Origin of the sequence: Comamonas composti DSM 21721, assembly GCF_000429845.1 — a bacterium.
GTDB lineage: Bacteria > Pseudomonadota > Gammaproteobacteria > Burkholderiales > Burkholderiaceae_C > Comamonas > Comamonas composti.
In genome coordinates, this window is record NZ_AUCQ01000014.1 from 133,300 (window position 1) to 159,687 (window position 26,388).

22 protein-coding genes are annotated in these 26,388 nt (G+C 65.5%); 9 read left to right on the forward strand and 13 right to left on the reverse strand.

Annotated elements, in window-relative coordinates; genetic code table 11:
• The first annotated feature begins 135 nt into the window (after positions 1-135).
• The 3 genes from G486_RS0110370 to G486_RS22025 are packed head-to-tail and all read left to right on the forward strand — an operon-like array spanning position 136 to position 4,096.
• Positions 136-1,923, forward strand: coding sequence for an ABC transporter ATP-binding protein (locus G486_RS0110370; RefSeq protein ID WP_027015480.1), 1,788 nt, complete (start codon positions 136-138; stop codon positions 1,921-1,923).
• Positions 1,920-3,677, forward strand: a complete 1,758-nt coding sequence (locus tag G486_RS0110375; RefSeq protein ID WP_027015481.1) for an ABC transporter ATP-binding protein — start codon at positions 1,920-1,922, stop codon at positions 3,675-3,677. The genes G486_RS0110370 and G486_RS0110375 overlap by 4 nt, the downstream gene beginning before the upstream one ends.
• Before the next feature lie 2 nt (positions 3,678-3,679).
• The gene (locus G486_RS22025; protein WP_051303394.1) at positions 3,680-4,096 is read left to right on the forward strand and encodes a hypothetical protein; all 417 of its coding nucleotides are present in this window, start codon (positions 3,680-3,682) and stop codon (positions 4,094-4,096) included.
• 15 nt (positions 4,097-4,111) lie between these two features.
• On the opposite strand, the gene G486_RS22030 is transcribed toward G486_RS22025, so the two are convergent.
• From G486_RS22030 to G486_RS0110405, 5 genes are all read right to left on the reverse strand, one after another.
• Positions 4,112-4,657 (reverse strand): DUF2325 domain-containing protein, encoded by a 546-nt coding sequence (locus G486_RS22030; RefSeq protein ID WP_084455190.1) that lies wholly within the window; start codon positions 4,655-4,657, stop codon positions 4,112-4,114.
• An 85-nt stretch (positions 4,658-4,742) separates the two neighbouring features.
• A complete protein-coding gene (locus tag G486_RS23970) occupies positions 4,743-5,111 on the reverse strand; it encodes a hypothetical protein (RefSeq protein ID WP_156919984.1) in 369 nt (122 codons plus the stop codon).
• Between the two features lie 23 nt (positions 5,112-5,134).
• Positions 5,135-7,204 (reverse strand): methionine--tRNA ligase, encoded by a 2,070-nt coding sequence (gene metG / locus G486_RS0110395; RefSeq protein ID WP_027015483.1) that lies wholly within the window; start codon positions 7,202-7,204, stop codon positions 5,135-5,137.
• A gap of 223 nt (positions 7,205-7,427) precedes the next feature.
• Positions 7,428-8,636, reverse strand: coding sequence for a patatin-like phospholipase family protein (locus G486_RS0110400; RefSeq protein WP_051303396.1), 1,209 nt, complete (start codon positions 8,634-8,636; stop codon positions 7,428-7,430).
• 8 nt (positions 8,637-8,644) lie between these two features.
• Positions 8,645-9,208: a restriction endonuclease gene (locus G486_RS0110405; RefSeq protein WP_027015485.1), complete on the reverse strand. Its 564-nt coding sequence runs from the start codon at positions 9,206-9,208 to the stop codon at positions 8,645-8,647.
• Positions 9,209-9,476: 268 nt separating this feature from the next.
• Here G486_RS0110405 and apbC point away from each other — a divergent pair, with 268 nt between their 5' ends.
• Positions 9,477-10,568, forward strand: coding sequence for an iron-sulfur cluster carrier protein ApbC (gene apbC / locus G486_RS0110410; protein ID WP_027015486.1), 1,092 nt, complete (start codon positions 9,477-9,479; stop codon positions 10,566-10,568).
• Between the two features lie 84 nt (positions 10,569-10,652).
• Here the strand turns inward: apbC and infA are convergent, their stop codons facing one another.
• Positions 10,653-10,919 carry a translation initiation factor IF-1 gene (infA, locus tag G486_RS0110415; protein ID WP_027015487.1) on the reverse strand — a complete coding sequence of 89 codons (267 nt, stop codon included), beginning with the start codon at positions 10,917-10,919 and terminating at the stop codon, positions 10,653-10,655.
• 806 nt (positions 10,920-11,725) lie between these two features.
• Here infA and G486_RS0110420 point away from each other — a divergent pair.
• Positions 11,726-12,670, forward strand: coding sequence for a DMT family transporter (locus G486_RS0110420; protein ID WP_027015488.1), 945 nt, complete (start codon positions 11,726-11,728; stop codon positions 12,668-12,670).
• Positions 12,671-12,773: 103 nt separating this feature from the next.
• Here G486_RS0110420 and G486_RS0110425 read toward each other — a convergent pair whose 3' ends face one another.
• The 6 genes from G486_RS0110425 to erpA all read right to left on the reverse strand — a co-directional run bounded on the left by G486_RS0110425 (position 12,774) and on the right by erpA (position 20,019).
• Complete coding sequence (locus G486_RS0110425) at positions 12,774-13,268, reverse strand: low molecular weight protein-tyrosine-phosphatase (protein ID WP_027015489.1); 495 nt, start codon at positions 13,266-13,268, stop codon at positions 12,774-12,776.
• Between the two features lie 212 nt (positions 13,269-13,480).
• The gene (locus G486_RS0110430; RefSeq protein WP_027015490.1) at positions 13,481-14,728 is read right to left on the reverse strand and encodes a TolC family protein; all 1,248 of its coding nucleotides are present in this window, start codon (positions 14,726-14,728) and stop codon (positions 13,481-13,483) included.
• Entirely contained in the window at positions 14,725-17,826 is a 3,102-nt protein-coding gene (locus G486_RS0110435) for an efflux RND transporter permease subunit (protein ID WP_027015491.1), read from the reverse strand. Before G486_RS0110435 ends, G486_RS0110430 begins: the two co-directional genes overlap by 4 nt.
• Positions 17,827-17,828: 2 nt before the next feature.
• Positions 17,829-18,884 (reverse strand): efflux RND transporter periplasmic adaptor subunit, encoded by a 1,056-nt coding sequence (locus tag G486_RS0110440; RefSeq protein ID WP_027015492.1) that lies wholly within the window; start codon positions 18,882-18,884, stop codon positions 17,829-17,831.
• A 182-nt stretch (positions 18,885-19,066) separates the two neighbouring features.
• Positions 19,067-19,504 (reverse strand): hypothetical protein, encoded by a 438-nt coding sequence (locus G486_RS0110445; RefSeq protein WP_027015493.1) that lies wholly within the window; start codon positions 19,502-19,504, stop codon positions 19,067-19,069.
• A gap of 149 nt (positions 19,505-19,653) precedes the next feature.
• On the reverse strand, positions 19,654-20,019 hold the full coding sequence (erpA, locus tag G486_RS0110450) for an iron-sulfur cluster insertion protein ErpA (RefSeq protein ID WP_027015494.1): 366 nt from the start codon (positions 20,017-20,019) through the stop codon (positions 19,654-19,656).
• A gap of 182 nt (positions 20,020-20,201) precedes the next feature.
• Between erpA and G486_RS0110455 the strand changes: the two genes are divergently transcribed.
• The 3 genes from G486_RS0110455 to G486_RS0110465 all read left to right on the forward strand — a co-directional run bounded on the left by G486_RS0110455 (position 20,202) and on the right by G486_RS0110465 (position 25,216).
• On the forward strand, positions 20,202-22,727 hold the full coding sequence (locus G486_RS0110455) for an ABC transporter permease (protein WP_027015495.1): 2,526 nt from the start codon (positions 20,202-20,204) through the stop codon (positions 22,725-22,727).
• A gap of 550 nt (positions 22,728-23,277) precedes the next feature.
• A complete protein-coding gene (locus G486_RS22035) occupies positions 23,278-24,738 on the forward strand; it encodes a C13 family peptidase (RefSeq protein WP_084455182.1) in 1,461 nt (486 codons plus the stop codon).
• A gap of 82 nt (positions 24,739-24,820) precedes the next feature.
• Positions 24,821-25,216 carry a group II truncated hemoglobin gene (locus tag G486_RS0110465; RefSeq protein WP_027015496.1) on the forward strand — a complete coding sequence of 132 codons (396 nt, stop codon included), beginning with the start codon at positions 24,821-24,823 and terminating at the stop codon, positions 25,214-25,216.
• Between the two features lie 2 nt (positions 25,217-25,218).
• Here G486_RS0110465 and G486_RS0110470 read toward each other — a convergent pair whose 3' ends face one another.
• A complete protein-coding gene (locus tag G486_RS0110470; RefSeq protein ID WP_051303397.1) occupies positions 25,219-25,815 on the reverse strand; it encodes a PaaI family thioesterase in 597 nt (198 codons plus the stop codon).
• A 109-nt stretch (positions 25,816-25,924) separates the two neighbouring features.
• Between G486_RS0110470 and G486_RS0110475 the strand changes: the two genes are divergently transcribed.
• Positions 25,925-26,380, forward strand: a complete 456-nt coding sequence (locus G486_RS0110475; protein ID WP_027015498.1) for a MarR family winged helix-turn-helix transcriptional regulator — start codon at positions 25,925-25,927, stop codon at positions 26,378-26,380.
• The last annotated feature ends 8 nt before the right edge of the window (positions 26,381-26,388 follow it).

Consider the following 26,388-nt stretch of genomic DNA (forward strand, 5'->3'; position numbering starts at 1 on the left):
GCTTGCTGCATAAGGGCTTGAGGCAGTTTTTGTTTGAATTTTTGTTTCCCGTGCACAGCCCTTCCTGCATTACCGGCCTCGCCGGGGCTGCCCGTGGTCCAACGGTGGCCACGGGACTGAAAGAGAAAGCACTCCATGACATCGATATCGTCGACATCGGTACCGCCCCGCGTGGGCTTCATCGGGCTGCTGCGCGTGGCGCCCTGGCCGCTGGCCCTGGCCGTGGTTGCGGCCGTTGTCTCGGCGGCGCTCAGCATCGCGCCGTTCTGGTTCATCTACCGCATCACGGTGCAGCTGTTTTCCATGCCGCCGGGCGCGGCCATGGACATGGCTGCGATCTGGCCGCTGGCCTGGTGGGCGCTGGGCTTGCTGGCCCTGCGCTGGGCGCTGATGGCGGTCAGCCATGTGCTGGCGCACATCGGGGCTTTTTCCATTCAGCATCAGCTGCGCCTGGCCATGGCGCGGCACCTGGGCGAGGTGCCGCTGTCCTTTTTCGCGGGGCGGGGCTCGGGCAGCCTGCGCCGCACGCTCAGCGACGATGTGAGCAGTCTGGAAGGCTTTTATGCACACATGCTGCCTGATGCCGTGGCCGCTGCCGCCGTGCCGCTGGCGGCGCTGGCGCTGCTGTTCGTTGCGGATTGGCGGCTGGCCCTGGCCGCACTGGCGCCGCTTCCGCTGGCCGTGGCCGCGCAGTGGTGGCTGATGCGCCGCAGCGCCGAGAACATGCGGGACTGGAGTGCGCTGCAAAAGCGCATCGCCGACCAGGTGGGGGAATATGTGCGCGGCGTGCATGTGGTCAAGAGCTTCGGGTTGGATGCACGCTCGTTCGGCGAGCTGGCCACTGCCGTGGGAGGCGCGGTGGACTGGGTGCTGCGCTATGCCCGGGGCAGCGTGGCGGGCTGGGCGTTGTTCGTGGGCCTGCTTACGGCCAATCTGGTGGTGGTGGCGCCGCTGGGCGCATGGCTGCATATGCGCGGCAGCCTGGATGTGGCGACCTGGCTGCTGTTCCTGCTGGTGGCGCCGGCCGTGCTGGCACCGCTTTTGCGGCTGACCTTTGCTCTGGGCGAGCAGGTGCAGCGCACCGAGGCCCTGGCGCGCATCAACGAAGTGCTGGCCGCGCCGCCGCTGGCCCAATCCCGGATGGCGCAGATTCCCCAAGCTCCGCCGGACATTGCGTTTCGCGGCCTGCGCCATCGCTATGGCGACCGGCTGGCGCTTGATGGCGTGGACTTCACGGCCCGTGCGGGCCAGGTGACGGCCCTGGTCGGACCCAGCGGCTCGGGCAAGAGCACGCTGGTGCGGCTGGTGGCGCGGTTGTATGAGTTCGAGAGCGGCAGCCTGCGCGTGGGCGGGGTGGATGTGCGCGATTGGCCGCTGGATGCCTTGCTGGCGCGCGTGGGCATTGTGTTCCAGGAGGTGGTGCTGTTCCACGGCACGGTGCGCGACAACCTGCGCCTGGCGCGGCCCGATGCCAGCGATGTCGAGCTGCAAGCTGCGGCCCGCGCAGCCCAGGCGCATGGCTTCATCACGGCCTTGCCCCAGGGCTATGACACGCCCCTGGGTGAGCGCGGTGCGCGCCTTTCCGGGGGGGAGCGCCAGCGCCTGTCCATTGCGCGCGCCCTGCTCAAGAATGCGCCGATTCTGTTGCTCGACGAGGCCACGGCCAGCATCGATGCCGAGAACGAAGCCCTGATCCAGCAGGCGCTGGACACGCTGTGCCGCGGCCGCACCGTCATCGTGGTCGGCCACAGGCTGCGTACCACACGCCATGCCGACCACATCGTGGTGATGCAGGGCGGCCGCGTGGCCCGCCAGGGCACGCACGACGAGCTGCTGCGCGCTTGTGAAACCTATCGCCGCTTGTGGCATGACCATGAAGATGCCCGCCAATGGACGCTGGGTGAGCAGGGGGTGAGGCCATGATCGGCGAACTGGTACAGGCGGGCTTTCGCCTCTCGGGCCAGCGTGATCCACGCCTGGTGCGTGGCTTGGTCTGGTCGGTGGCCGAAGGGCTGCTGGCCGCCGCTCCCTATCCGCTGCTGTATGTGCTGCTGCACGCCGTCTTCGGCGGCTGGGCCACGCCGGGCATGGCGTTGGCAACCGGCCTGGGGCTGGCCGCCTGCGTGGCGCTGCGCATCGTGGCTGCGCGTGTGGGCATGCCGCTGGTGTTCGGCGGGGCCTACGCCATGATGGGGCAGGCGCGGCTGCGTGTGGCCGACCACCTGCGCCGCCTGCCCATGGGCTGGTTTGCAGGCCAGCGCAGCGGCGACCTGGGCGCGCGGCTGACGTCCGACCTGGAATTGGTCGAAAACCTGTGGTCGCACTTTCTCGGCGTGTTTGTCTCCGGCCTGGCCATGCCGGCCTTTCTGACACTGTTCCTGCTGTGGCTGGACTGGCGGCTGGCGCTGGTGATGCTGGCCGGCATCCCACTGGCACTGCTGGCCCTGGCCTGGACCCAGCGCGCGGCAGCGCGTCCCGGCGAGCGCCTGGTACAGGCCGGGGCGGCTGCGCAGTCGGCCTTGCTCGAGTATGTGCAGGGGATTGGCGTGATCCGGGGCTTTGGGCGCTTTGGCGAGGCCTTCAGGCGGCTGGAGGCCACGCTCGATGCGCAGCACGCCGCCATGCTGGCCGTCGAGCTCAAGCCCGCTCCCTGGCTTGTGGCCTATGGTCTGGTGCTGGAGGCAGGCTATGTGAGCCTGGTGCTGGCCGGGGGCTGGTGGCTGGCAGCGGGAACGCTGGCGCCCGAGGTGCTGGTGGCCTTTCTGGTGCTGGCCTTGCCCTTGTATCGCCAGCTGTTTGAAGTCGGGCTGTCCACCATGCTGCTGCGCTTTGCGCGCCGTGCGCTGGTGCGCATCGAGCAGATACTGGCCGAGCCCGCCTTGCCCGAGCCCGCGCATCCACGCCTGCCGCAAGCTCATGGCCTGGTGATCGAGAACCTGTGCTTCGCCCATGACGGCGTGCCCGTGCTCGATGGCGTGTGCTGCGAGATTCCGGCCTGCGGCCTTACGGCCGTGGTCGGCCCCAGCGGCGCAGGCAAGAGCACGCTGGTGCACTTGATGGCGCGGCTGTGGGAGGTGCAGGGCGGCAGCATCCGCCTCGGGGGCGTGGACTTGCGCGACATCGGCACGGACGCCCTGCACCGGCAGGTGGCCATGGTGTTCCAGGATGTGCTGCTGTTCTCCGGCACGGTGCTCGACAACCTGCGCATAGGCAGGCCCGACGCCAGCCGCGAGCAGGCCATCGATGCGGCCCGGCGCGCCCAGGCCCATGGCTTCATCACGGCGCTGCCCCAGGGCTATGACACCGTGCTCGACGAAGGCGGCAGCTCGCTGTCGGGCGGCGAGCGCCAGCGCATCTCGATTGCGCGCGCCCTGCTCAAGAACGCGCCGGTGCTGCTGCTGGACGAGGCCACGGCCAGCGTGGACCCGTCTGCCGAAGCCGAGATCCAGCAGGCCATCACGGCCCTGGCCAGGGGCCGTACCGTGGTGGCCATCGCCCATCGGCTTGCCAGCGTGCGCCATGCGGACCAGATTCTGGTGCTCGACCAGGGCCGGCTGGTCGAGCAGGGCCGGCACGCCGAGCTGCTGCGGCTGGGTGGGGTCTATGCGCGGCTGTGGGCAGCCCAGCAGCAGGCGCGCGACTGGCAGCTGGCGGCACCTGGACACAAAGGAGATTGAACATGGATGACTTGTCCCGCTGGCCCCTGGTGGTCGGCATTTACCGCGAGGCTGCCACGCTGCAGACCTACCAGGCCCAGTTGGATCGCTGGCAGGAATGGTTTGCGCGCGGCGAGGATTTCGCGCTGCTGCGCGTGTATGCCACACCCGAATCGCTGCTCCAGCCCGAGGGGGGCGCCGCCCTTGGCAAATTCTGGCTGCAGCAGCACCGTCCGCTGCTGCAGCGCCGGGTCATGGGCATGGCAACCGTCATCCTGCCACCCGAGGACCATGCGCGGCTCAAGAACATGCAGGTGGAAAAGGCATTTGGGGTGCCTGGCGGCGTGTTCGCGTCGGTGCCGCAGGCGCTTGCCTGGCTGGAAAAGAAAGTGTTTGAGCCCGCAGCAATAGCGCTGCCAGCGGGGAATATTCTGGTGTAGCGCGTGGGCCGGCTCTCAGCCCGGCGCATCCAGCGGTTCGCTGCATGCCGGGCATGCCGCCTGTGCGAGCAACTCCGTCTGGCCGGTGGAGTGGATGCGCACAATGTTCAGCGCTCCGGGCTGATCCACGAGCACACAGGTCTTGCCCGTGCGTTTGCAGTGATCCTCCACACGCCAGAAGGCTCCATGGCCCATGCAGCCGGTCTGGCAGATCACAAGATCGGCGCAGCGCAGGCTGTGCTCCAGGGCTGGCAGGTCCACGGACGGGGCGAGACCAGCCGCAGACGCAGCCTGCTCGGTCATGTCTCGCAGGAGCGCGCTGGCCTGGGATTCGCCCGCGTCGGCTCCGGCGCCTGATTGGTCTTCCCAGGCCCAGGCCAGGGCGCTGTCGCGCAGCATGACCTGGGCGCGCAGACGCATGACCTGCTGCTCAAGCCGCTCGATCTCCCGGGCCTGTGACAGAACCAGCTCCGTGCAGCGCCTTTGCAGGCGTGCATAGTGGCGCAGCAGCGCGCCATGCTCGGGCACCAGCGCATGGATGTCTTGCTCAAGATAGGTCATATGGCTTCCCTTGTCGTACATGGCCGCTGCTCTAGGTCCCCGGGGCTGAACGGCTGTCTGCCAGGGGCTGCTGCTGATTCGATCGCTATTTTAAATGAGAATTACTTTTATTTGATGATGGGTTGGATCCTGAAGGGGCATGTGCATCGAGGCTGGTGCTGCAAGGATTGCAGGCCTCTTGCCCGGGGCCCGGGCTGTTGTCGTTTTCGATGCCGCTGTAGATGTCCTCGCCGTCAGCGTCATCCTGCCCACCTTCCTCGTCGCTGCCCGTGGCCGCTTCGACGACCAGGCCCACGCCTTCACCGACGATCTTGACTGCGCCCACGGCCACATCGGCGGCCAGAATCACGGCCGAGGTAGCGACCCCGACCACGGCGCAGCCTGACAGAAAGGCCGGGAGCAAAAGCAAAACAGCCCCCAGGGCTGCATACCTTGGGAGCTGTGGATGGCGCATATGTGAGCCTTGGGTAGTGTGGGTCAGCCTATGCGCATGCCGGGCTGGGCACCGGGAAAGGGCTCCAGCACATAGATGCCGGGCACTGCTTTTTCGTCCGCGTGGCTGGCGGCCAGCACCATGCCTTCGGAGATGCCGAACTTCATCTTGCGCGGAGCCAGATTGGCCACCAGCACGGTGAGCTTGCCTTGCAGCTGTTCAGGGCTGTACATGCTGGCAATGCCGCTGAAGACATTGCGCATGCGGCCTTCGCCTGCGTCCAGCGTCAGCTGCAGCAGCTTGGTCGAGCCTTCGACGGGCTTGCATTCCACGATTTTTGCAATGCGCAAATCGATCTTGGCAAAGTCGTCGATGGTGATGGTGGGGGCAATCTCTTCGCCGCCGGGCTTCACCGCTTCGACCACGGGAGGTGCTGGAGGCTCGAACAGGGCGTCCAGCTGCTCCACCACCACGCGCTGCATCAGGTGCTCGTACTTGCCGATGGCGTGGCCTGCGTCCAGCAGGCGGCCGGTGTCGGCAAACTGCAGGGCCTCGACCTTGAGGAAAGCCTCCACCTGTTCGGCCAGAGCGGGCAGCATGGGCTTCAGGTAAATGGTCAGCAGGCGGAAGGCCTCGATGCAGGTAGAGCACACATCTTGCAGGCGCGCATCCATGCCTTCAAGCTTTGCCAGCTCCCAGGGCTTGTTGGCGTCCACATAGCTGTTGACCTTGTCGCACAAGGCCATGATGTCGCGGGCGGCGCGGGCCGTGTCGCGGGTTTCGTAGGCGGCGACGATGGCGCTGTGGGGCTCGCGCAGCGCGGCCAGCAGGGCCTGGCCGTCTTCGGAAACCTGGCCCAGCTTGCCGTCAAAGCGCTTGGCGATAAAGCCGGCGGCGCGGCTGGCGATGTTCACGTACTTGCCGATTAGGTCGGCGTTGACGCGCAGCATGAAGTCTTCGGCATTGAAGTCGATGTCTTCATTCTTGCCATTGAGCTTGGCGCCCAGGTAGTAGCGCAGCCACTCGGGGTTCATCTTGAGTGCCAGGTACTTGAGCGGGTCCAGGCCGGTGCCACGGCTCTTGCTCATCTTCTCGCCGTTGTTCACGGTCATGAAACCGTGCACGCAGATCTTGGTTGGCGTCTTGCGGCCGCTGAACTTCAGCATGGCGGGCCAGAACAGCGTGTGGAAGGTGATGATGTCCTTGCCGATGAAGTGGTACTGCTCCAGATCGGGGTTGGCCATATAGGCGTCATAGTCCTCGCCACGCTGGTTCAGCAGCTCTTTCAGCGAGGCCAGATAGCCCACGGGCGCATCCAGCCAGACATAGAAGTACTTGCCCGGTGCGTCGGGAATCTCGATGCCGAAGTAAGGCGCATCGCGCGAGATGTCCCAATCGTCCAGACCTTCGCTGGTCGAGCCATCGGGGTTGGTGCGCACGCCAAACCATTCCTTGATCTTGGCGGCTACTTCGGGTTGCACATGCTGGCCGTTCTGGGTCCACTCGGTCAGGAACTCCACGGCGCGTGGGTCGGAGAGCTTGAAGAAGAAATGCTCCGAGCTCTTGAGCACCGGCGTGGCGCCGGACAAGGCCGAGAAGGGATTGATCAAGTCGGTGGGCGCGTAGACCGAGCTGCAGACCTCGCAGTTGTCGCCGTACTGGTCCTTGGCGTGGCAGCGCGGGCATTCGCCCTTGATGAAGCGGTCGGGCAGGAACATGTTCTTTTCGGGGTCGAAGAACTGCTCGATGACGCGGGTTTCGATAAAGCCTGCGGCCTTGAGATCGCGGTAGATCTGCTGGGACAGCTTGTGGTTTTCCGGGCTGTCGGTGTTGCTCCAGTTATCGAAGGCGATGTGAAAGCCGTCGAGGTACTGCTTGCGGCCGGCGGCAATATCGGCCACGAACTGCTGGGGCGTTTTGCCGGCCTTTTCGGCGGCAATCATGATGGGCGCGCCGTGGGCGTCATCGGCGCCCACAAAGTTCACCGCATTGCCCTGCATTCGTTGCGCACGCACCCAGGTGTCGGCCTGGATGTATTCCATGATGTGGCCGATGTGGAAGTTGCCGTTGGCATACGGCAGGGCGGTGGTGACGAAGATCTTGCGTTGGGACATGTGGGAAAAATCGGGGGGCAAAAACGCGAAAGCGGTTCGCTCAAGGCAAGGCCGCTGGGAATCAGGGATTTTAGAGGCTGTTGTCCGCCGGGATCGGCAAGGCCTGGCAAGTCGCGGGGATCCTTCCAGAAGGCGGTGTCATGCTCCTTTTTTGGTAGCTTGTAGCGCTTGATGGATAAGCGCTACAGCCATGAAAAGCATGAGGCTCATGGCCGCTGCGTCCTTACCAGCCAAAAAAGCGGCAGATCTCGGCACTGCGTGCCAAGGTGTCCTGGCGCCCCAGGTCCATGAGGCGGCGCGTATAGCCGTGCTCGAACAGCAGGTAGCTGGCCAGGGCTGCGCTGCTGGCGCTGCCCCGCGTGGAAACGCCTGTGGCGCCCAGCAGGGTGCGTATCGGCAGGGGCAGCTCGTGCAGATGCTCAAGCGCGATTTCGTCCAGTGAGCGCGATGGCGTGAACACCAGCAGGTCCACGGGGTGGAGCTGGCTGCGTTCGCGCTCGGCCTCGGGGATCAGGGACAGCGTGTGGTTGATGCGCTGGGCGCGCTCTATGTCCACCGACAGCGCATCGAGAAAGATTGTGGACAGCGCATGGCCGGCCACCTGGGCCAGCGAAGGGTAGGGCGCATGCTGGCCCATGGGCAGGTGAGAGACCTCGTGCGAGCGGCCCACGCCCACGACCACGATGCGCCTGGCACCCAGGTGGATGGCGGGTGCCAGCGGCGCGGTCTGGCGCATGGCGCCATCGCCGAAATAGCCGAACTCGCCATGGATGGAGAGCTCCGTGGGCGGAAAAATAAAGGGGATGGAGGACGAGGCAATCAGATGCTCGTGGCGGATGCGGTCCTGCACGGCGCGGCGCTGGGAGCGCGACCAGGGGTGCAGATGCGGGCCGGTTTCGTAGAAGGTCAGATGCTCGCCCGTGGTGTAGCTGGATGCGGTCACGGCCAGGGCCGCCAGCTGGCCGCTGTGCAGCAGCTCGGGCAGGCGCTTCAGCGGCAGCGTTTCCTGCAGCAGCTTGTGCAGCGGCGTGTTGTCCAGCAAAGAGCGCGGCTGGGTGCGGCGCCAGCGCGTCAAGGCCCATCCCAGCGTCAGCAAGGTCAGCCAGCGCGCGCCGCTGCGCATCACGCCAAAGGAGTCGGCGCGATACACCTGGGCGGTCTCGAAGTTGCGCCAGACCCTGGACAGGCGCTGCACGGCGGTGTCGAAATGATCGGCCCCGCAGGCCAGGGCCGCAGCATTGATGGCACCGGCCGAGGTGCCCACGGCAATCGGAAACGGAGTCGGCTGGTGGCTGGCGCCTGCCTTTTTGCGCAGCCGTGACAAGGCCTGCAGCACGCCGACCTGGTAGGCCGCGCGCGCGCCGCCGCCGGACAGCACGATGGCCGTGGCATGGCCTGCGCTCTCGGGTGCGTGGTGCAAAGGGGCCGGCATGAAGGGCCTCAGCGTGCTTTGGACAGCAGCAGCGCGAGACTCCTGTCCTGCAGCACCACGATGGAATGCTGCTTTGCAAGCGCCGCCGCGTTCTCGCTCAGGCTGCCCTGAAGCAGCACATAGGCCGTGGTCGCTGCACCGGCCTCGTCGGCGGCTTGCTGCAGCGCGCGCAAAGGCTCGACGCCATGGCTGCCGGCCTTGTAGCGCCTGGCCAGAACCCAGGTGGTCTTGCCCGCGCGGCTCAGAATCCAGTCTGCGGCTGGATGGCCACAGGGCTGGACCTCGTAGCCCTCGGCACGCCAGGCCGCTTGCAGCCGCTGGCTGAAGTCGCGTGCGCTCAGGGCCGTAGCGACTTCGAGTAATTGCCTGGCCTGGGCCGGGCTGGGCTCTTTCCATTGGCGCTTGAGTGCCATGGCGCCGATCACGATGAAGGGCAGGCTGCCCATGGAGCCCACGAACTTGGCCTCCTGAGGCAGCAAGGCCATGCATAGCACGATGATCAGGGCGGCCACGGCAAGGCTGATCCACCAGCGTGAGCGCAGCAAGATCGCGAACAGGGAGTTCTCGGCCATCCGGAATTTCACAGGCGGGTCTTTCTTTTCAAAACAGGGTCGGGACTGCATTGTCACCCTGAAGCCAAGGGCTGGGCAGCTTGGATAGACTAGAAGACCTTATCCCAGCTATCCATGACGCTGCGCGCATCCAGGGCCTTGGAGCCGGCGTGCCCCGCGTGCGAGAGGGGCGGCGCAAGCCGTCTTGCAGCAACGGGCCGTCGCATCTTCAGGTGAAGGGCGCGAGGCGACTCAGAGGGAGCCCCATTTCAGGAGTTAGAAAAAAACCATGGCAGTCACAGAACAAGCGCTTTTGGCCGCGATTTCCAGCGTGCTCGACCCGCATACGGGCAAGGACTTCGTGAGCACGCGTGCGGTGCGCAATCTGCAGATCGCGGATGGCGACGTGGCGTTTGATGTGGAGATGGGCTATCCCGCGCAAAGCCTGGTGCCGGCGCTGCGCAGCCAGTTCGTGGCCGCGGCCAAGACCGTGGCCGGCGTGGGCAATGTCTCGGTCAATATCTCCACTAGGATCACCGCGCACTCGGTGCAGCGCGGCGTGCAACTGCTGCCTGGCGTGAAGAACATCATTGCCATTTCTTCGGGCAAGGGCGGCGTGGGCAAGAGCACGACCACGGCCAACCTGGCCCTGGCCCTGGCCGCCGAAGGCGCGCGCGTGGGCATTCTGGATGCCGACATCTACGGTCCCAGCCAGCCCATGATGATGGGTGTGTCGGGCAAGCCCGAGAGCCCGGACGGCAAGACCATGGAGCCCCTGGTCGGGCATGGCGTACAGGTCATGTCCATAGGCCTGCTGGTGGACAACGACCAGGCCATGATCTGGCGCGGCCCCATGGCTACGCAGGCACTGGAGCAGATGCTGCGCCAGACCAACTGGAAGGATCTCGACTATCTGCTGGTGGACATGCCTCCCGGCACGGGCGACATACAGCTGACCCTGGCCCAGCGCGTGCCCATGACGGGGGCCGTGGTCGTGACCACACCCCAGGACATTGCGCTGATCGACGCCAAGAAGGGCGTGAAGATGTTCGAGAAGGTGGGGGTGCCGATTCTGGGCCTGCTGGAGAACATGGCAGCCCATGTCTGCACCAACTGCGGCCATGTGGAGCACATCTTTGGCGCCGAAGGCGGCAAGAACATGGCGGCCGAATACGGCATCGACTACCTGGGGGCCTTGCCCTTGTCCCTGCAGATCCGCCTGCAGGCCGACAGCGGCAAGCCTACTGTGGTTGCCGAGCCCGACAGCGAGGCAGCCCAGGTCTACAAGAAGGTGGCGCGCGATCTGGCGGTGAAGGTCGCGCTCAAGGCCAAGGATTTTTCAAGCAAGTTCCCGACGATCACGGTGAGCCAGGGAACCTGAGGCTGCGCCGGCGCAGGTGTCTTGCTTAGGCAGAGTGCGGGCCGGCCGCGCTGCCTGCAGTCTGCGGCAGCCGTGCCAGATGCCTCAAGGGCGGCGATGCGGCGGCGGCGTGCCGGCGGGGCCGGTGCGGGGAGGCAGGTGGCGGAAGGTAAGTCGGCCCTTGTTCAGGTCATAGGGCGACATCTCTACCGTAACCCTGTCGCCGGCCAGAACGCGTATGCGGTGCTTGCGCATTTTTCCGCCGCTGTAGGCGATGAGCTGGTGATTGTTTTCCAGCGTCACGCGAAAGCGTGAATCCGGCAAAACTTCTTCGACTCGTCCTTGCATTTCTATCAATTCTTCTTTAGCCAAAGCATCTCCTTCCGTGCGTTAGTGAAGAATGCGGCCGCGCCTCTCGCTCAACTGATGAATCACCACCATGCCCGATCAGGGCATTGCTGGACGCGCGGCTCGCTGGAAAGCTGACAGCCAAGCCTTGCCCAGGCTGTCGAATGAAAACAGAAAGGCCCAGGCAAAGCCTGGGCAACGTAGGCCTGGCAAGGGGCCAGGGATCTTTAAAGGCTCGCCATGGAGAGAGTGACAGCCGCAGTCTTGATCGGTAGGCAGCAGGTGCCGATGATCAAGCTCACAAGAGACGGCCTTGGTGTCAGACAGGCGCTGCGTGGGCGAGCGGCAGGGCAGCGGGTGCGGGGAGTATAGGCGAGTTGCAATGCCCTTGGTTGCCGGTACTGATTGAAGTATCTGCTCGTGGGCTGGAGGCTGCGCGGGCGATGGCATCTTCCTGGTTTTGAGTCAAATCGGCCTGTAGTGCTCTCCAGACAAGCGCTGCAAGCTATCAATTAAGGAGTTTTGAGCGAACTGCCTATCTCTGCAGGGAGATCTTCGATCTTCTCGGTGCAGCGGTGCGGGAAGTGCAAACACGCTTCAAGAACGGCCTGGAGGAAAAGCTGGGCGCAGCCGCTGGCAATTGCCGCCTCGCAAGACAGGTGGCTTGTCTGCTGCCATAGTGCGGGCTCCCGGCCTGGGATGTCACAAACCCCTCCCGCAATGCGTTTGTCGGCTGGGCCTGTGCCTTGCCTGCCCCGGCGCCTGCACGCATGCGCCGGGTCTGGAGCGGCAATCGGGCCGCTGGTCCTGTCGGTCTTGCACCTGTCTCTATGCACATACAACAACAATTCGGTCCGCACTTGCGCTTGCTGGGCATGGTCCTGCTTTGGGGCGCATCCTGGCCTGCGGGCCGCGTGGTGGCCCAGAACATGCCGCCGCTGGCTGCGGCCAGCCTGCGGTTTCTGCTGGCTGCGATGGTGCTTCTGCCCTGGCTCTACCACCGAGGAGGCATGAGACTCTTGCGGCAGTGGAGCGCGGGGCGCTGGCTGGGCATGGCTGCAGCGGCGGCCTGCGGCGTGTTTGGCTATGCAGCCTTCTTCCTCATGGGGCTGCAGCATCTGCCGGCAGGCAAGGCGGCCCTGGTCATCAGCATCAACCCTGCCGTCACGCTGCTGCTGGCTGTGTGGCTGTTCAAGGAGCGCATCAATCTCACCATCGGCCTGGGCATGCTGCTGGCCGGCGTCGGTGCGGTGATCGTGATCTCCCACGGCAGGCCCATGGAGATTCTGAGCACGGGCCTGGGTCTGGGCGAGTTGCTGATCCTCGGGTGCGTGGCCTGCTGGGTGGCCTATACCCTGATCGGCCGTGCCATGCTGGCCGGCGTGGATTCCTTGTCGACCACGGCCGTGACCTCGACCCTTGGAGCGCTCATGCTGCTGCTTGCAAGCCTGCTTGTCGAAGGGCTGGCAGGTCTGGATGCGGCGCTGCACTCGGGGGCCGAGGCCTGGACGGCGCTGCTGTTTCTGGCCTTTGGTGCCACGGCCCTGGCCTATGCCTGGTATTTCGATGGCGTCAAGGCCCTGGGCGCGGGCGCTGCCTCCGGCTATATCACCCTGGTGCCCGTGGTGGGCGTCATGCTTTCGTCGGTTCTGCTGGGTGAGCGCATCGATGGCTCCATGCTGCTGGGCGGAGCCCTGGCCCTGGCCGGTACGGCCGTGATGAACTGGGGGCGTAGACCCGTGGCCCAGATGGGCGCAGCGGTCATGGGCAAATAAGGCCGGGCTGTGCCGGCGCTGGCGTTGATGGCCGCAGATGCCTGGTTTTAGAGCGTGTTCACGATCTCCTCGCGGCGCGCCAGTGTAGAGATCGTGAACGCGCTCATGACCCTGACTTTGGGGCCGCCAGGGCTTGCAACAGGCCTTGGCAGGCGTCCTCGACGAGGTCCAGCACCTGCTCGAAGCCTTGTTCGCCGCCGTAATAGGGGTCGGGCACTTCGCTGGCGCTGTGGCTCTTGCTGTAGTCGGTGAGGCGGCGCAGCCGCTCTCGTCGGCTGGCCGGGCAGAGCTCGCGGGCTGCGGCCTCATTGGCGGCGTCCATGACGAGCACCAGGTCGAAGTCCTCGAAGTCCTGGGCCAGCAAGCGCCGTGCGCGCTGCCCGCTCAGATCGTAGCCGCGCTTGCGGGCATGGGCCTGGCTGCGGGCGTCGGGAGCATGGCCCGTGTGATAGCCATGGGTGCCGGCCGAATCCACGTCAATTAGCGCAGAGAGACCCGCATCCGCCAGCATTTTTTCGAACACGCCATGAGCCGTGGGGCTGCGGCAAATGTTTCCCATGCAGACCATGAGCACGCGAAAAGGCCTGTCTTGCTGCATCACGGGGCGGCCTGACCCGTTGTCTTTTTTGTGGTTCATGGCCCTGATTTTTCACCGCAAAGAGCTTGCATGCACGAAAGCCCTGGTTCTAGACCTGCTGTGCTGCGCGCCTCTGGAGGTTGCCCTGGCCTTCGAATCGGTGGCGCGGCCCAGGAGACTGGGCTGCTGCAAGCATTGTTACAGAATGAAAAAACAACCATGCCTGGCCTGCCTCATTCCAAGTCCCACAGCTGGCGCAGGTCCAGCAGCAGCCGGCTATGGCTCTCCAACGCCTCGCTCTGGGCCTGGCGCTGAGCCAGCAAGGCCTGTGCTGCAATGCGCTGTATGGTCAGCAGCTCGGCCAGGCCTGACTCTCCTGCACGGTAGGCGCGCAGGCCGCGTTCCGTTGCGCTGCGCTGCAAGCGGGCGGCATGGGCTTGCGCCAGGGCTGCGGTGTGCCGGCCTTTGGCTTGTTGCCATAGCGTGTCGAATTCGGCGCCCAGGCGTTGCTCGACGGTCAGACGGCGCGACAGGGCGGCCTGGGCTTCGGCCGTGGCGGCCTGGGCCTGGGCCTGGCGGTAGGCCGAGCCCAGCGGCAGACTCAGGCTTAGCCCCAGGACGCGCTCGGCGCCGCCGCGTTCGCTGCCGGCGAACACACCGATCGTGGGATCGGGTCGGCGCTCCAGATCGGTGCGCCTGGCTTGGTGCAGGGCATAGGCTTCCTCGGCCTGGGCCAGCAGATAGGCGTGGCTGTGTTCGATGTAACGGGTACGCATCTGGGCAGAGAGTTCGTCGGGCAGGGAGGGCAGAGCCAGCGCCTTGTCACCCAGGGTGGGTTTGCCTATGGCGGGAAAGCGCGCCTGCAGCTCGGCAAGAGCGGATTGCTCCGCAGCCTGGGCCGTGGCCAGATCGGCTTGCGTGCGTGCTTTCTCGGCCTGGGCCAGCTCGGTATCCAGGCGCGATGCGTCGCCTGCGCGCAGACGGCCCTGGGTCAGGGTTGCCAGCTCGTCGGCAGCCCGGGCATTGTCCTGGGCTGCATCACGGGTCTGGCCTGCGCGCTGGGCGGCAAACCACAGGGCGAGCAACTGGCGCGCGGTTTCATGGCGTGCATCCCGGGCCGAGATTTCGCTCATGCGCACCGTGGCATCGGCCAGACCGGCATCGGCCTCGGCCTTGCCGCCCAGACGAACCGCGCGCTCCACGGCAATCTGCCCTTCGGCAAAGCGTTCGCGGCCGCCTTCGCGTATCCAGCGCCGCTGGCCTGTGGCACTGATCGTGGTCTCATGCATGCCGGCACGCAGCCCCTGGGCATGCGCCAGAGCGCTTTGCACCATGGCATCGGCCGCCTGCACCGCAGGGGCCTGGGCCAGCGCATCGTGCACCATCGCTTCGGTTGGCAGATGGCCGGGGTAAAAGGCTTGGGCCTGGGCGGCGCCAGCCAGCAGCAGGCCGGTGGCCCAGCAGATCAAACGAGGTGTCATGCGAATTCTCCAGAGGAGGCAGTCCTGGCACGGGCCAGGCCGAAACGTTCAAACAGCAGCGGCAGCAGCAGCAGGGTCAGGGCCGTGGAGCTGACCAGACCGCCAGCCACGACGATGGCCAGGGGGCGCTGTATTTCCGAGCCCGGACCGCTGGCCATGAGCAGGGGCAGCATGCCCAGGGCCGTGATGCAGGCGGTCATGAGCACGGGACGCAGCCGGTCGCGCACGCCCTGGCGCACGGCCCGGGCCGGGTCCAGCCCCTGGGCCAGCAAGGTGTTGAAGTGGGAGACCAGGACCACGCCATTGAGCACGGCAATGCCCAGCAGGGCGATAAAGCCTACCGAGGCTGGCACGGAAAGGTATTCGCCGGACACGCGCAAGGCCGCCATGCCGCCCACGAGGGCGAACGGGATGTTGGCGATGACGAGCAGGCCCTGTCTTGCCGAGCCAAAGGTCAGCAGCAGCAACACGAAAATCGCGCCCAGGGCCACGGGAATGACCAGGGCCAGGCGTGCTGCCGCGCGCTGCTGATTCTCGAACTGGCCGCCCCAGACGATGCGCAAGCCCTTGGGCAGACTGGTGTCGGCGGCGACAGCTGCCTGGGCATCGCGCACAAAGCCGGCCAGATCGCGCCCTTGCACATTGGCCTGGACCACGGCAAAGCGCGCACCATCCTCATGGTCTATGCGTACCGGGCCGTCCTGGCGCTCCATGCGGACCAGCGTGGACAAAGGCCAGGCCTTGCCGTCCGGCGCGGTCACCAGCAGGCCGGCAAGGCCTTCCGGGGAATGGCGCAGGCTCGTGCCGCCGCGCATGATGAGCGGGGTGCGGGCCACGCCTTCGGGGATGATGCCCAGGTGCTCGCCTTCGACCAGTGCGCGCAACTGGGCCTGCAGCGCATCGCCGCTCAGGCCCGACTGGCCCAGGGCCGAGCGGTCCAGCGCCATCTTCAGATACTGCACGCCGCTGTTGCTCGGAGCTATGACTTCGGCTGCACCTTCGATGCTGCGCAGGCGCGCGGCAATGCCTTGGGCGGCAGCATCCAGCTGGGCCAGGTCAGTGCCGAAAATCTTCACGGCCACGTCGCCGCGCGTGCCGGTGAGCATTTCCGAGACGCGCATCTCTATGGGCTGGGTAAAGCCGTAGACGAGGCCGGGAAAACCTTCCATCACGACGCGTATGGCATCGGCAATATCGCTCTTGCTGCCGCGCCATTCGTCTCTGGGCTTGAGCACCAGAAAGACGTCGCTTTCGTTGAGGCCCATGGGGTCCAGACCCAGGTCGTCCGAGCCCATGCGCGCGACGATGGAGCGGATCTCGGGTACCTGTTTGAGCAAGGCGTCCTGCACGCGCAAATCCATATCCAGGGAGGTTGCAAGCGAGATGGATGGCGCTTTCTGCAACTGGATGATGAGGTCGCCTTCGTCCAGCGCAGGCATGAAGGTCTTGCCCACGGTCAGGTAAAGCAGACCTGCAGCAGCCAGGGCCGTGCCCGCGAGGCCGAACACCGCAGGCCTGTGCGCAAGACTCCAGGCTTGCAGCCGCGCAAAGCCCGAAGCCAGTTGGCGCATGAGCCAGGGCGCATGCCCGCCATGTGCGCGCAGCATCAGAGAAGCCAGGGCCGGCACCACGGTAAAGGCAATGACCACCGAGGATGCTAGGGCCAGGACAATGGTCAGAGCCACGGGAGCGAACAGCTTGCCTTCCAGCCCTTCAAGCGTCAGCAGGGGCAGGAACACGATGGCGATGATGGAGACTCCGGCCAGCATGGGCGCAGACACGGTGGACACGGCTTCGCGTATCAGCGCGGGGCGACGCTCGCCGGCCTCCTGCTCGCCGGCATGGGCGAGGGCAGTCTCTATGTTTTCCACCACGACCACGGCAGCATCCACCAGCAGGCCCAGTGCAATCGCCAGCCCGCCGAGGCTCATGAGGTTGGCCGTGAGGCCCACATGGCGCATGAGCAGGAACGTGGCCAGCATGGACAGAGGCAAGGTGGCTGCAACCACCAGCGCCGCACGCACGCCGCCGAGAAACAGATAGAGCGTGACCACGACCAGCAGGCTGGCTTCGACCAGCGCCCGCACCACGGTGCTCGCTGCCCGTGAAACCAGTTCGCCACGGTTGTAGAACACATGCGTGCTCATGCCCTCGGGCAGTTGCGGCGCAAGCTCGTCGAGGCGCCCCTGTACGGCCTGGACCAGCTTGCGCGCGTCGGCTCCGCGCAGGCTCAGCACCAGGCCCTGCACGGCTTCGCCCTGAGCGTCGCGGCTGACTGCGCCGTTGCGCGTGGCTTCGCCCAGGCGTACGCTGGCCACGTCGCCCACGGTCACGGCATGCAGGCTGTCGCCGGCAGGGCGAACGACGATGGAGCGCAGGTCATCGAGGTCGCGCACTCCGCCTTCCACGCGCACCACCCAGTGCTCTTCCCCATGGTCGAGCCGGCCCGCGCCGTCGTTGCGGTTGTTGGTCTGCAGCGACTGGCGCAACTCGTCCAGTGAAATGGCGTGTGCGCGCAGCCGTCCGGGATCGGGAATGACCTCATAGCTGCGCACGGCACCGCCCAGGGTGTTGACGTCGGCCACACCGGGCACGGTGCGCAGGGCCGGGCGTATCACCCAGTCGAGTACGCGGCGGCGCTCGGCCAGCGAATATTCTTCTCCATCGACGGTGAACATGAACACCTCGCCCAGAGGCGTGGTGATCGGGGCCAGGCCGCCTTCGGCCGTGGGCGGCAGCTCGCGCATGATGCCCGACAGGCGCTCCGAGACCTGCTGGCGCGCCCAGTACACATCCGTGCCTTCGGCGAAGTCCACGGTCACATCGCTGATCCCGTATTTGGAGACCGATCGCACAATGCTCTTGTGCGGCAGCCCCAGCAGCTCTTGTTCCACGGGGGTGGTGATGCGCTGCTCCACCTCCTCGGGCGTCATGCCCGGCACCTTGAGAATCACCTTGACCTGGGTGGGCGAGATATCGGGAAAGGCATCGATGGGCAGGTTGAGATAGGCCCATGCGCCGGCTACGGCGAGGGCGAGCGCGGCCAGCAGCACCAGAAAGCGCTGGCGCAGGGAGAAATCTATGAGGCTTGCGAGCATGACTACTCTCCTGTGAGCATGCCCTTGAGCGCAGCAATGCCCGAGACCGCAATGCGCGCGTCGGCAGGCACAGGGCCGCGCAGGACAGCCCAGGCCTCGTCGCTGGCTTCAACAGCCATGGGGACAAAAGTGATGCCCTTGTCGGTGGCTGCGAACACGCCGGCCTGGCCTTGCCAGTGGGTGAGGGCTGAAGCCGGTACGCGCAGTCTGCCGGGCGCAGGTGGGGCTCCGTTCTTGAGCACCAGGGTGGCGCTGACGTCCTGGCCCACACGCAGGCTGCCGCGCTGATCCAGGGCTGCGCGTACGCGCATGCCCGCCGATCCATCGCCTATGGGGGCCAGGCCCACAATTCTTGCTGTCGCCGCGTGGGACGCAACCTCCACGGCATCGCCCAGCGATGGCAGGGGGATGTCGCGGCCGATCAGGAAATCAAGCTCCAGTGCATCGACATCGGCAATGCGCAGCAAAGGTGCCGATGCCTCGACGCGCGCACCGGCCTGAACCATGACCTCGGTGACCACACCGGCGCGGCTGGCCTGCAACTGGGCTTCGCTTCTGGTCAGACCTAGGCCGCTGGAGGCGAGCTCGTCGCGACGCGCCCGTGCCATGGCTCGGGCTTCCATGGCCCTGGCCTGGGTCGCCTGCCAGCGGCTGGCGGCGATGATGCCGTCTTCAAAAAGCGCCTTGTCGCGTGCCAGCGATTGCTGGGCCAGGCGGGACTGGGACTCGGCCTCGAACAGTGCGCGCCGGGCTTCGAGCAGTTGGGGGCTGGTGAAGCCGGCCAGGGCCTGGCCTGGGCTGACCTGCTGGCCCACGGCCACGAGAATGCGCGGCACAGCGCCTGCATAAGGGGCGGCCACCACGGACAGGGCGTCGGGGCGCAACACCACGCGCGCATGGCTTGTGGTCTCCAGGCGTGTGGCAGCAGTTGCCGGGGCAAGGCGTATGCCAAGGGTGCGTACCTGCTCGGGTGTCAGGGGCAGGGGGGTGGCATCGGCGGCCAGACTCAAGACTGGCAGTGCAAGCGCACCGGCCAAAAGATAGGGAAGGAAACGCATTTCCGGCTCCAGAAAAGACAAGAAACAGCCACGGACATGTGGCCCGGAGTCGTGCATGGGCCCGTGCTCGGCCATGCAGGCGAGCGCAGGCCGACACCGGCTGGCCAGAGGCAAGCCGGCAGCGGCAGTCAGTTCAGTGAGGGAGCCTGCTCGGGAAGCGCGGTATGGCCGCGCAGCAGGGCTCAGGCGGCCAGAGGGGGCGCCTGGGAGGGGGAGGGCTTGATGATGCGTCCGCGCCAGCGCGCACTCAGCGGCTCGGGCACCAGGCGCGGCAAGGGCTTGGGCGCGTTGCAGCGCACATGGGCGGCCTGCAGGCCGATGCTCAGCAGGATCAGGCCGACTGCCGCAAACAGGGGCAGGTCGATCAGCGGCTGCAATGAGGTCTGTACATCGACTTCAAAGGGCTCGGCGTGCTGCAGGGCCGGATGGTCATCGGCATGCAGATCGCGCAATGCCTCTAAATGAGAATCAGCGACACGTGAAGGATGGGGGTGCACATGCAGGCCGGCTTGATTCGGGGTTCCGAAATGGCCGTGCAGCAGCGGAGTCAGCAGTTGCGCCACCATGATCAGCAGCAGCACTGCGCTCCGCAGAAAAAGGCTGCGGTTTGCACACGACATGGGTTGATTCTAAATGTGTAAATTTTTATCCATGTGTCATATGCAGGGAAAGCCCCATATCGGTGCCAGGTCTTGAGAGCACATGAAAAAGGCCGGCCATTTGCGATGGCCGGCCTTGTGACCGTTGTGCGTTGGGGCTTGGACCGGAATCAGGCCGAGAAGCTGGAGCCGCAGCCGCAGGTTGTGGTGGCGTTAGGGTTCTTGATCACAAACTGGGCGCCTTGCAGATCTTCCTTGTAGTCGATCTCGGCGCCAACCAGGTACTGGTAGCTCATGGCATCGATCAGCAGGGACACGCCATTCTTGGTCATGGTGGTGTCGTCGTCGTTCACGATCTCGTCGAAGGTGAAGCCGTACTGGAAGCCCGAACAGCCGCCGCCCTGGACAAAGACGCGCAGCTTCAGGTCGGGGTTGCCCTCTTCGGCGATCAGGTCGGCCACCTTGGCAGCTGCACTGTCGGTGAAGAGGATGGGGGAGGGCATTTCTGTGGAGGTGGTTTCGGCAACGGCGCTCATGGGGATACTCCGGTGGATTCTCGAGTTGCCTGGGATGGTATCGCAAAGCGCTTCGCAGCGAAGGGGCGACGCTTGCTTGACGCCAGTGCCTGTATGGACATTTCCCGGGGTGTTTTCGGGGGCATTGCAGGACTGCGAAGGCCCTTGGAGCCATTGGGCCGGCTTGGGTTATCGTGGCGCCCATGCATGGATCTTCTGTTTTGAGCTTTGGCTGGCGCAGCCTGTGGCGTGACCTGCGTGCGGGTGAATTGCGCCTGTTGATGGTGGCCGTGGTGCTGGCCGTGGCGGCGCTGACGTCGGTGGGATTTTTTGCAGATCGCCTGCAGGCCGGTCTGGCGCGCGATGCGCTTCAACTGCTGGGCGGTGATGTGGTCGTGGTCAGCGACAACCCGCCAGCCCAGGTGTTTTTGGACAAGGCCCGGGCCTTGGGGCTGGAGGGCGTGAACACCGCGACTTTTCCCACCATGGGTCGGGCCGGAGAGGACAAGGGTGGAGCCAGCCGTCTGGTGGCGCTCAAGAGCGTGGAGCAAGGCTACCCGCTGCGCGGCCGCGTCAAGCTGAGCCTGGGTGCGGAAGGCAGGCCCTTCGATGCAAGAACCATTCCTGCGCGCGGACAGGTCTGGGTGGATGCGGCCTTGCTCGAAGCGCTGGGCCTGAGCCTGGGTGATGCGCTGCTGCTGGGCGATGCCTCTTTCACTGTGAGCCACGTCATCGAGAACGAGCCTGACCGGGGAGCCGGCTTTATGAGCTTTGCGCCGCGCGTAATGCTGAATGCAGCCGACCTGGCGGTCACAGGTCTGGTCCAGCCCGCAAGCCGGATCACCTATCGCCTGGCCGTGGCCGGCAGCAATCAGGGCGCGATTCAGGCCTACAAAGCCTGGGCCGAACAGCAGGTGGCGGCACCCGCTTCCCATGGGATGCGCGTGGAGACACTGGACAGTGGGCGCCCGGAAATGCGCCAGACCCTGGACAGGGCACAGAACTTTCTCAGCCTGGTTGCCTTGCTGGCAGCCTTGCTGTCAGCTGTGGCCGTAGCCCTGGCCGCGCGCGGCTTTGCGAATGGCCATCTCGACGCCGCTGCCATGCTGCGCGTGCTGGGCCAAAGCCAAAGGCGCATTGCCGGGGCCTATGTGCTGGAGTTCATTCTTGTGGGCCTTGCCGCAAGCGGCGTGGGCCTGATTCTCGGCTGGGGCGTGCACCATGGTTTTGTATGGCTGTTGGCCGGGCTGGTCGAGTCGGCGTTGCCTGGTGCGAGCTGGTGGCCGGTGGCGTTTGGCCTGGGCATGGGCATGACCTTGCTGCTGGCCTTTGGGCTGCCGCCCGTGTTGCAACTGGCCAAGGTGCCGCCATTGCGCGTCCTGCGCCGTGATCTGGGACAGTTGCAGCCCGCATCGGCGGTCGTGCTGGCCGTGGGCGTGGCAGGCTTTGCGGGTCTGTTGCTGGCTGCAAGCCGTGATCTCAAGCTGGGGCTGATTGCGGTAGGCGGCTTTGCGCTGGCCGTGCTGCTGTTTGCAGGCATGGCCTGGCTGGCGGTGAAGCTGCTGCGCCGCCTGGTGCACGAAAGCACGGCGCCGCGCTGGCTGGTGCTGGCCACGCGTCAGATCGCGGCGCGACCTGCCTATGCCGTGGTCCAGGTCAGCAGCCTGGCCGTGGGGCTGCTGGCCCTGGTGCTGCTCGTGCTGCTGCGCACCGACCTCGTGGACAGCTGGCGCCAGGCCACGCCGGCGGATGCGCCCAACCGCTTTGTGATCAACGTCATGCCCGAACAGGCCGGGGAGTTTCGCAAGACCCTGGAGGCCGCAGGTGTGAAGGATTACGACTGGTACCCCATGATCCGGGGCCGGCTCGTCGCCGTGAATGGCAAGTCGGTCAGCCCCGATGATTACAGCGAAGACCGGGCCAGGCGCCTGGTTGACCGCGAGTTCAACCTCTCCACTGCCACCGAGGCACCGGCCCACAACCAGGTCGTGGCCGGTCGCTGGACTCCCGGCGAGGCCGGTGCCGTGAGCATGGAGGACGGCATCGCCAAGACCCTGGGGCTACGGCTGGGCGATGTACTGCGCTTCGATGTGGGCGGTGTTCAGAGCGAAGCCCGCATCACCAGCCTGCGCAAGGTGGACTGGGGCTCGATGCGCGCCAACTTCTTCGTGCTCTATCCCGTGGAGCAACTCGAAGGTGTGGCCGTGACCTATCTGGCGGCCTACCGTGCGCCCGAGGCCGCTGGTTTTGACAACGCCCTGGTACGGGCCTTTCCCAACATCACGAATGTGGATCTGAGCAGCACGCTGGCTCAGGTGCAGGGCGTGCTTGACCAGGTGGTGCGTGCCGTGGAGTTTCTGTTCGGCTTCACGCTGGCCGCAGGCCTGGTGGTCTTGTTCGCGGCCGTCACGGCCACGCGGGAGGAGAGGGCGCGCGAATACGCGATCATGCGCGCCGTGGGAGCGAGCTCGCGCCTGCTGGCCCAGGTGCAACGCGCCGAGCTGGCCGGTGTAGGCCTGCTCGCAGGCTTTCTCGCAAGCCTCATGGCCACCGTGGTGGGCTGGGCGCTTGCGTTCTTTGTCTTTGACTTCAACTGGACAGCACCTCTATGGGTGCCGTTGGCCGGGGCTCTGGCAGGTGCCCTGCTGGCCTGGTTGGCGGGCTGGTGGGCGCTGCGCGAGCTGCTCGTGCGGCCCGTCATGGTCACGCTGCGCCAGGCCGTGGAGTGAAGCCCCTGGGCTGCTCAAATCCAAAGATTCTGCGCTCAATCGCTGCGCCCGAGAGGGGTGCCAGGCGTGCCGCTAAGAACGTGTTTACGATCTCCTCGGTGCCGCGCCAGTGCCTTTGCGGGATGGGATACGAGGCGCGACACCGCAGCAATAGCCGTGCTATTGCGAGGATTCGCAACGCTGTAGACCGCCCGCAAAGGCACTGTCCCCAAGGGTTGGAGCGAAATCGGGCGATTTCTTGGCGCTGGCTCTTGCTTGCACCCCGGTGCAAGCTGCAGCCCATCGACTCGAACTCATCCCGATTGCGCTCCAACGCGGCAGCGTAGAGATCGTAAACACGTTCTAAGGCATGAACGGGCAGACCATGGCCTTTGAACCATGGTCTGCGTCGGCTGCATGCAACAGTTACTGGCACCACCGGCTTTTTCCCAAAGTCCGAGCCTAGGAAAATCTGCTGGGGGCCGGCAGCCGTTTTCCGGCCCTGCGCATGTTCTTGCAGAAATCGGCTGTCAAAGATGAATCGATCGCAGAGATAACCACGGGAGGGACTATGGAGTTGGCACCACAGGTGGACGCAACAGACCCGGGCGATATCGGAGCGCAGCATGCGCAGTCCAGGCTCTCGCTCTGGAAATGGATGTTTGAAGGATTGCGTGCGAGCTTCATGCTGCGCCCGCGCGTGGGCGAAGCCGCACCCACGCCCTGGCAATTGCTGGTTTTGTATTTTGTTTGCCAGGCATTTGTATTGGCCTTGTTGCGAGCCGGGGTCAGCGCTCCGGTGAAATTCGTGCCCGTGGCCTGGCTGGCCATGCAATGGACCCTGCCCGTGGCACTGTGGTGCGGCTGGCAGCTCATGGGGGCAAAAGACCGGGGCAAGAGCCTGGCGGCCTGGTTTGTGCTGCTGTTGTGGGCTTGCTTGCTGCCCAATCTGGCCTATCTGTCGGTCTTTCTCGTGGGCTTTGTCTGGACGAAGTGGGGCCAGGCCCTGAGCGGGCATCCCGCCTACTATCTGCTGTGGACTCCGCTTCTGTGGAGCTGGCTGGCCGGGGTGATGGTGGGCCGAGCGTTCTTTGCGAGCCGCTGGCGCGTGATGGTCTATGGCCTGCTCAGCATCGCCATGTTTGTTGCCGCAGTGTTCGTCAACACCGGATATGTGTGGGCGCCCGACTATGAGGCGATCAGGGCCGCCAAGGCCGAGGCAGGCGAGGCTGAGGAGCCTGGCTTCGAGCTCACCCAGGAGGTCTTCGAAGCACAGCAGACGCTTTGGAATACCCAGGTGAATGCACTGTTGCCCGAGCGCGCGGACACGGTCGAGGTCTATGGCCTGGTGTTTGCACCCTATGCGGACGAGGATGTCTTTCTGCGCGAAAGCACCATGGTGCGCGAGCTGCTGGAGCAGCGCTTTGACGCTGGCGGCCGTGTGCTGCAACTGATCAACAATCCCAGGACCAGTGCCAGCCATGTCTGGGCGACCCCGCTCAATCTGCAGCGCGCGATCGAGGCTCTGGCCGGGCGCATGGACCGCGACAAGGATGTGCTTGTGGTCTATCTGACCTCGCATGGCGGCAGCAATCACTTGCTGGCGGCCTCGCATTGGCCCTTGACGCTGGAGCCCGTGAGCGCCCAGAGCCTGCGCCAGGCGCTGGATGCGGCTGGCGTGCGAAATCGCGTGATCGCCGTGTCGGCCTGTTATGCGGGCGGCTGGATAGCGCCGCTGGAAAATGAGGACACGCTGATTATGACGGCAGCCGATGCCGAGCACACCTCCTATGGCTGCGGCAGCAAGTCGGAGCTGACGTTCTTCGGCCGGGCCGTGTTCGCAGAGCAGTTGAGCAGCACGCATTCCTTTGCCAAGGCTTTCGAGGCGGCGGTTCCGCTGATCAAGGCGCGCGAGGAGGAGGCCGGCAAGCAAGACGGTTTCTCCAACCCGCAGATCAGTGTGGGCGCGCGCATGGCGCCGCTGCTCCAGGCTCTGGAGCAGCGGCTGGATGGGCTGGAGACGGCGCAATAGCCGCCAGGAGACTGCGGGGCGGGGTGCGACAGGCTTTGCCATATGCGCGAGAATTGCGGGTTTTCACTCCTGCCTCCGCGCCATGACCGAAGCCGCCGCCTCCCCCAGCACCCCTTTTGAATGGATTGGGGGCGAAGTGCGCGTGCAGGCGCTGGTCGATCGCTTCTACGATCTCATGGATCTGGAGCCTGCCTATGCCGAACTGCGTGCCAGCCATGGCAGCACGCTGGACGATGCACGGCAGAAGCTGTTCTGGTTTCTGTGCGGCTGGCTGGGCGGGCCCGATCACTACCAGAGCCGCTTCGGCCATCCGCGTCTGCGCATGCGGCACATGCCGTTTTCGATCGGCATTCTGGAGCGCGACCAGTGGGTGGCCTGCATGGACCAGGCCATGGGGGAGACCGGCGTACCCGATGACTTGCGCGCGCGGCTCAAGGCCAGCTTCATGCACACTGCGGACTGGATGCGCAACCGCTGACTTCAGGCCTGGGGCTTGGGCAGCTCGAACACCAGGCAGGTGGTCGTGGCATGGGCATACAGCGTGCCGTCGGGGCCTATCAGGCGTGCCTCGGCCGTGGCAAGCTGGCGTCCGCAATGCAAGACCTTGCCGATGGCGCGCACGCGCTCCACGCGCGGCGTCAAGGCCTTGACCAGGTTCACGCCGAGTTCGGCCGTGGTGTAGCCGCGGCCCGGCGGCAGGCAGGTCTGCACGGCGCAGCCCAGTGCCGAGTCCAGCAGCGTGGCAAACCAGCCGCCATGTATGGTTCCCATGGGGTTGAGGTGCGAAGGGCCGGGGCGGCCCTGAAAAACCGCCTCGCCCCGGTCAACGCTCAGCAGCATGAAGTCCAGCGTCTGGGCGATCGACGCATAGGGCAGCTCGCCGCGCAGCATGGCCTGCATGGCTTGCAGGCCGCTGAGCCCCATGACCTGCTCCGGTCGGGCCACGCCGGGGCCGGAGCCCGCATCCAGCTTGGTGCGTACGGCTTGTTCCTGCTCGATCCAGGTCCGCAGCTCGCTTGCATCCGAGGTGCTGGAGGTTTCTGTTGCCAGGTTTTTCTCGGTGGCAGGCGTGTTCATGAAGTGAGTCTCCTTGTCTTTGGGGCATGTGCCGCAGACATGCGTGCACATGCCGGGCTTCGTAATTTTCATTGTATCTACAATACTTGTATATGCAATAATTTGGCAGATGAAAAAAGACCAAGCCCAGTCCCGGCCTCAAGGCTGCAGCAACCATCTGGTACGCCAGCTGATGCGCGGTGTCGGCCAGGTCTATGACCTGCATCTGGCGGCCAGTGGGCTGCGCATCACGCAATACTCGCTGCTCAGCCATGTGCTTGGCGCCAGTCCTGTACGGCCGGTGGATCTGGCTCGCCTGATGCGTATGGATGCCTCCACGCTGACGCGCAATCTCCGGCCGTTGATCGAGGCGGGCTGGGTGCGCATGTCGCAGGGCGAGGACCAGCGCAGCCGGCTGGTCCATATCACGGAGGCGGGCCGGGCCAAACGGGAGGAGGCCAGGCTGTGCTGGAGAAGAGCGCAAAACGAAATCAACAGCCGCCTGGGCGTGGAGCGCGTGGCCGCTTTGCACGGGCTGATCGATGAATGTCTGGCTCTGCTCGATGCTTCGGCGGGCAGCACCTGAACCGGCGG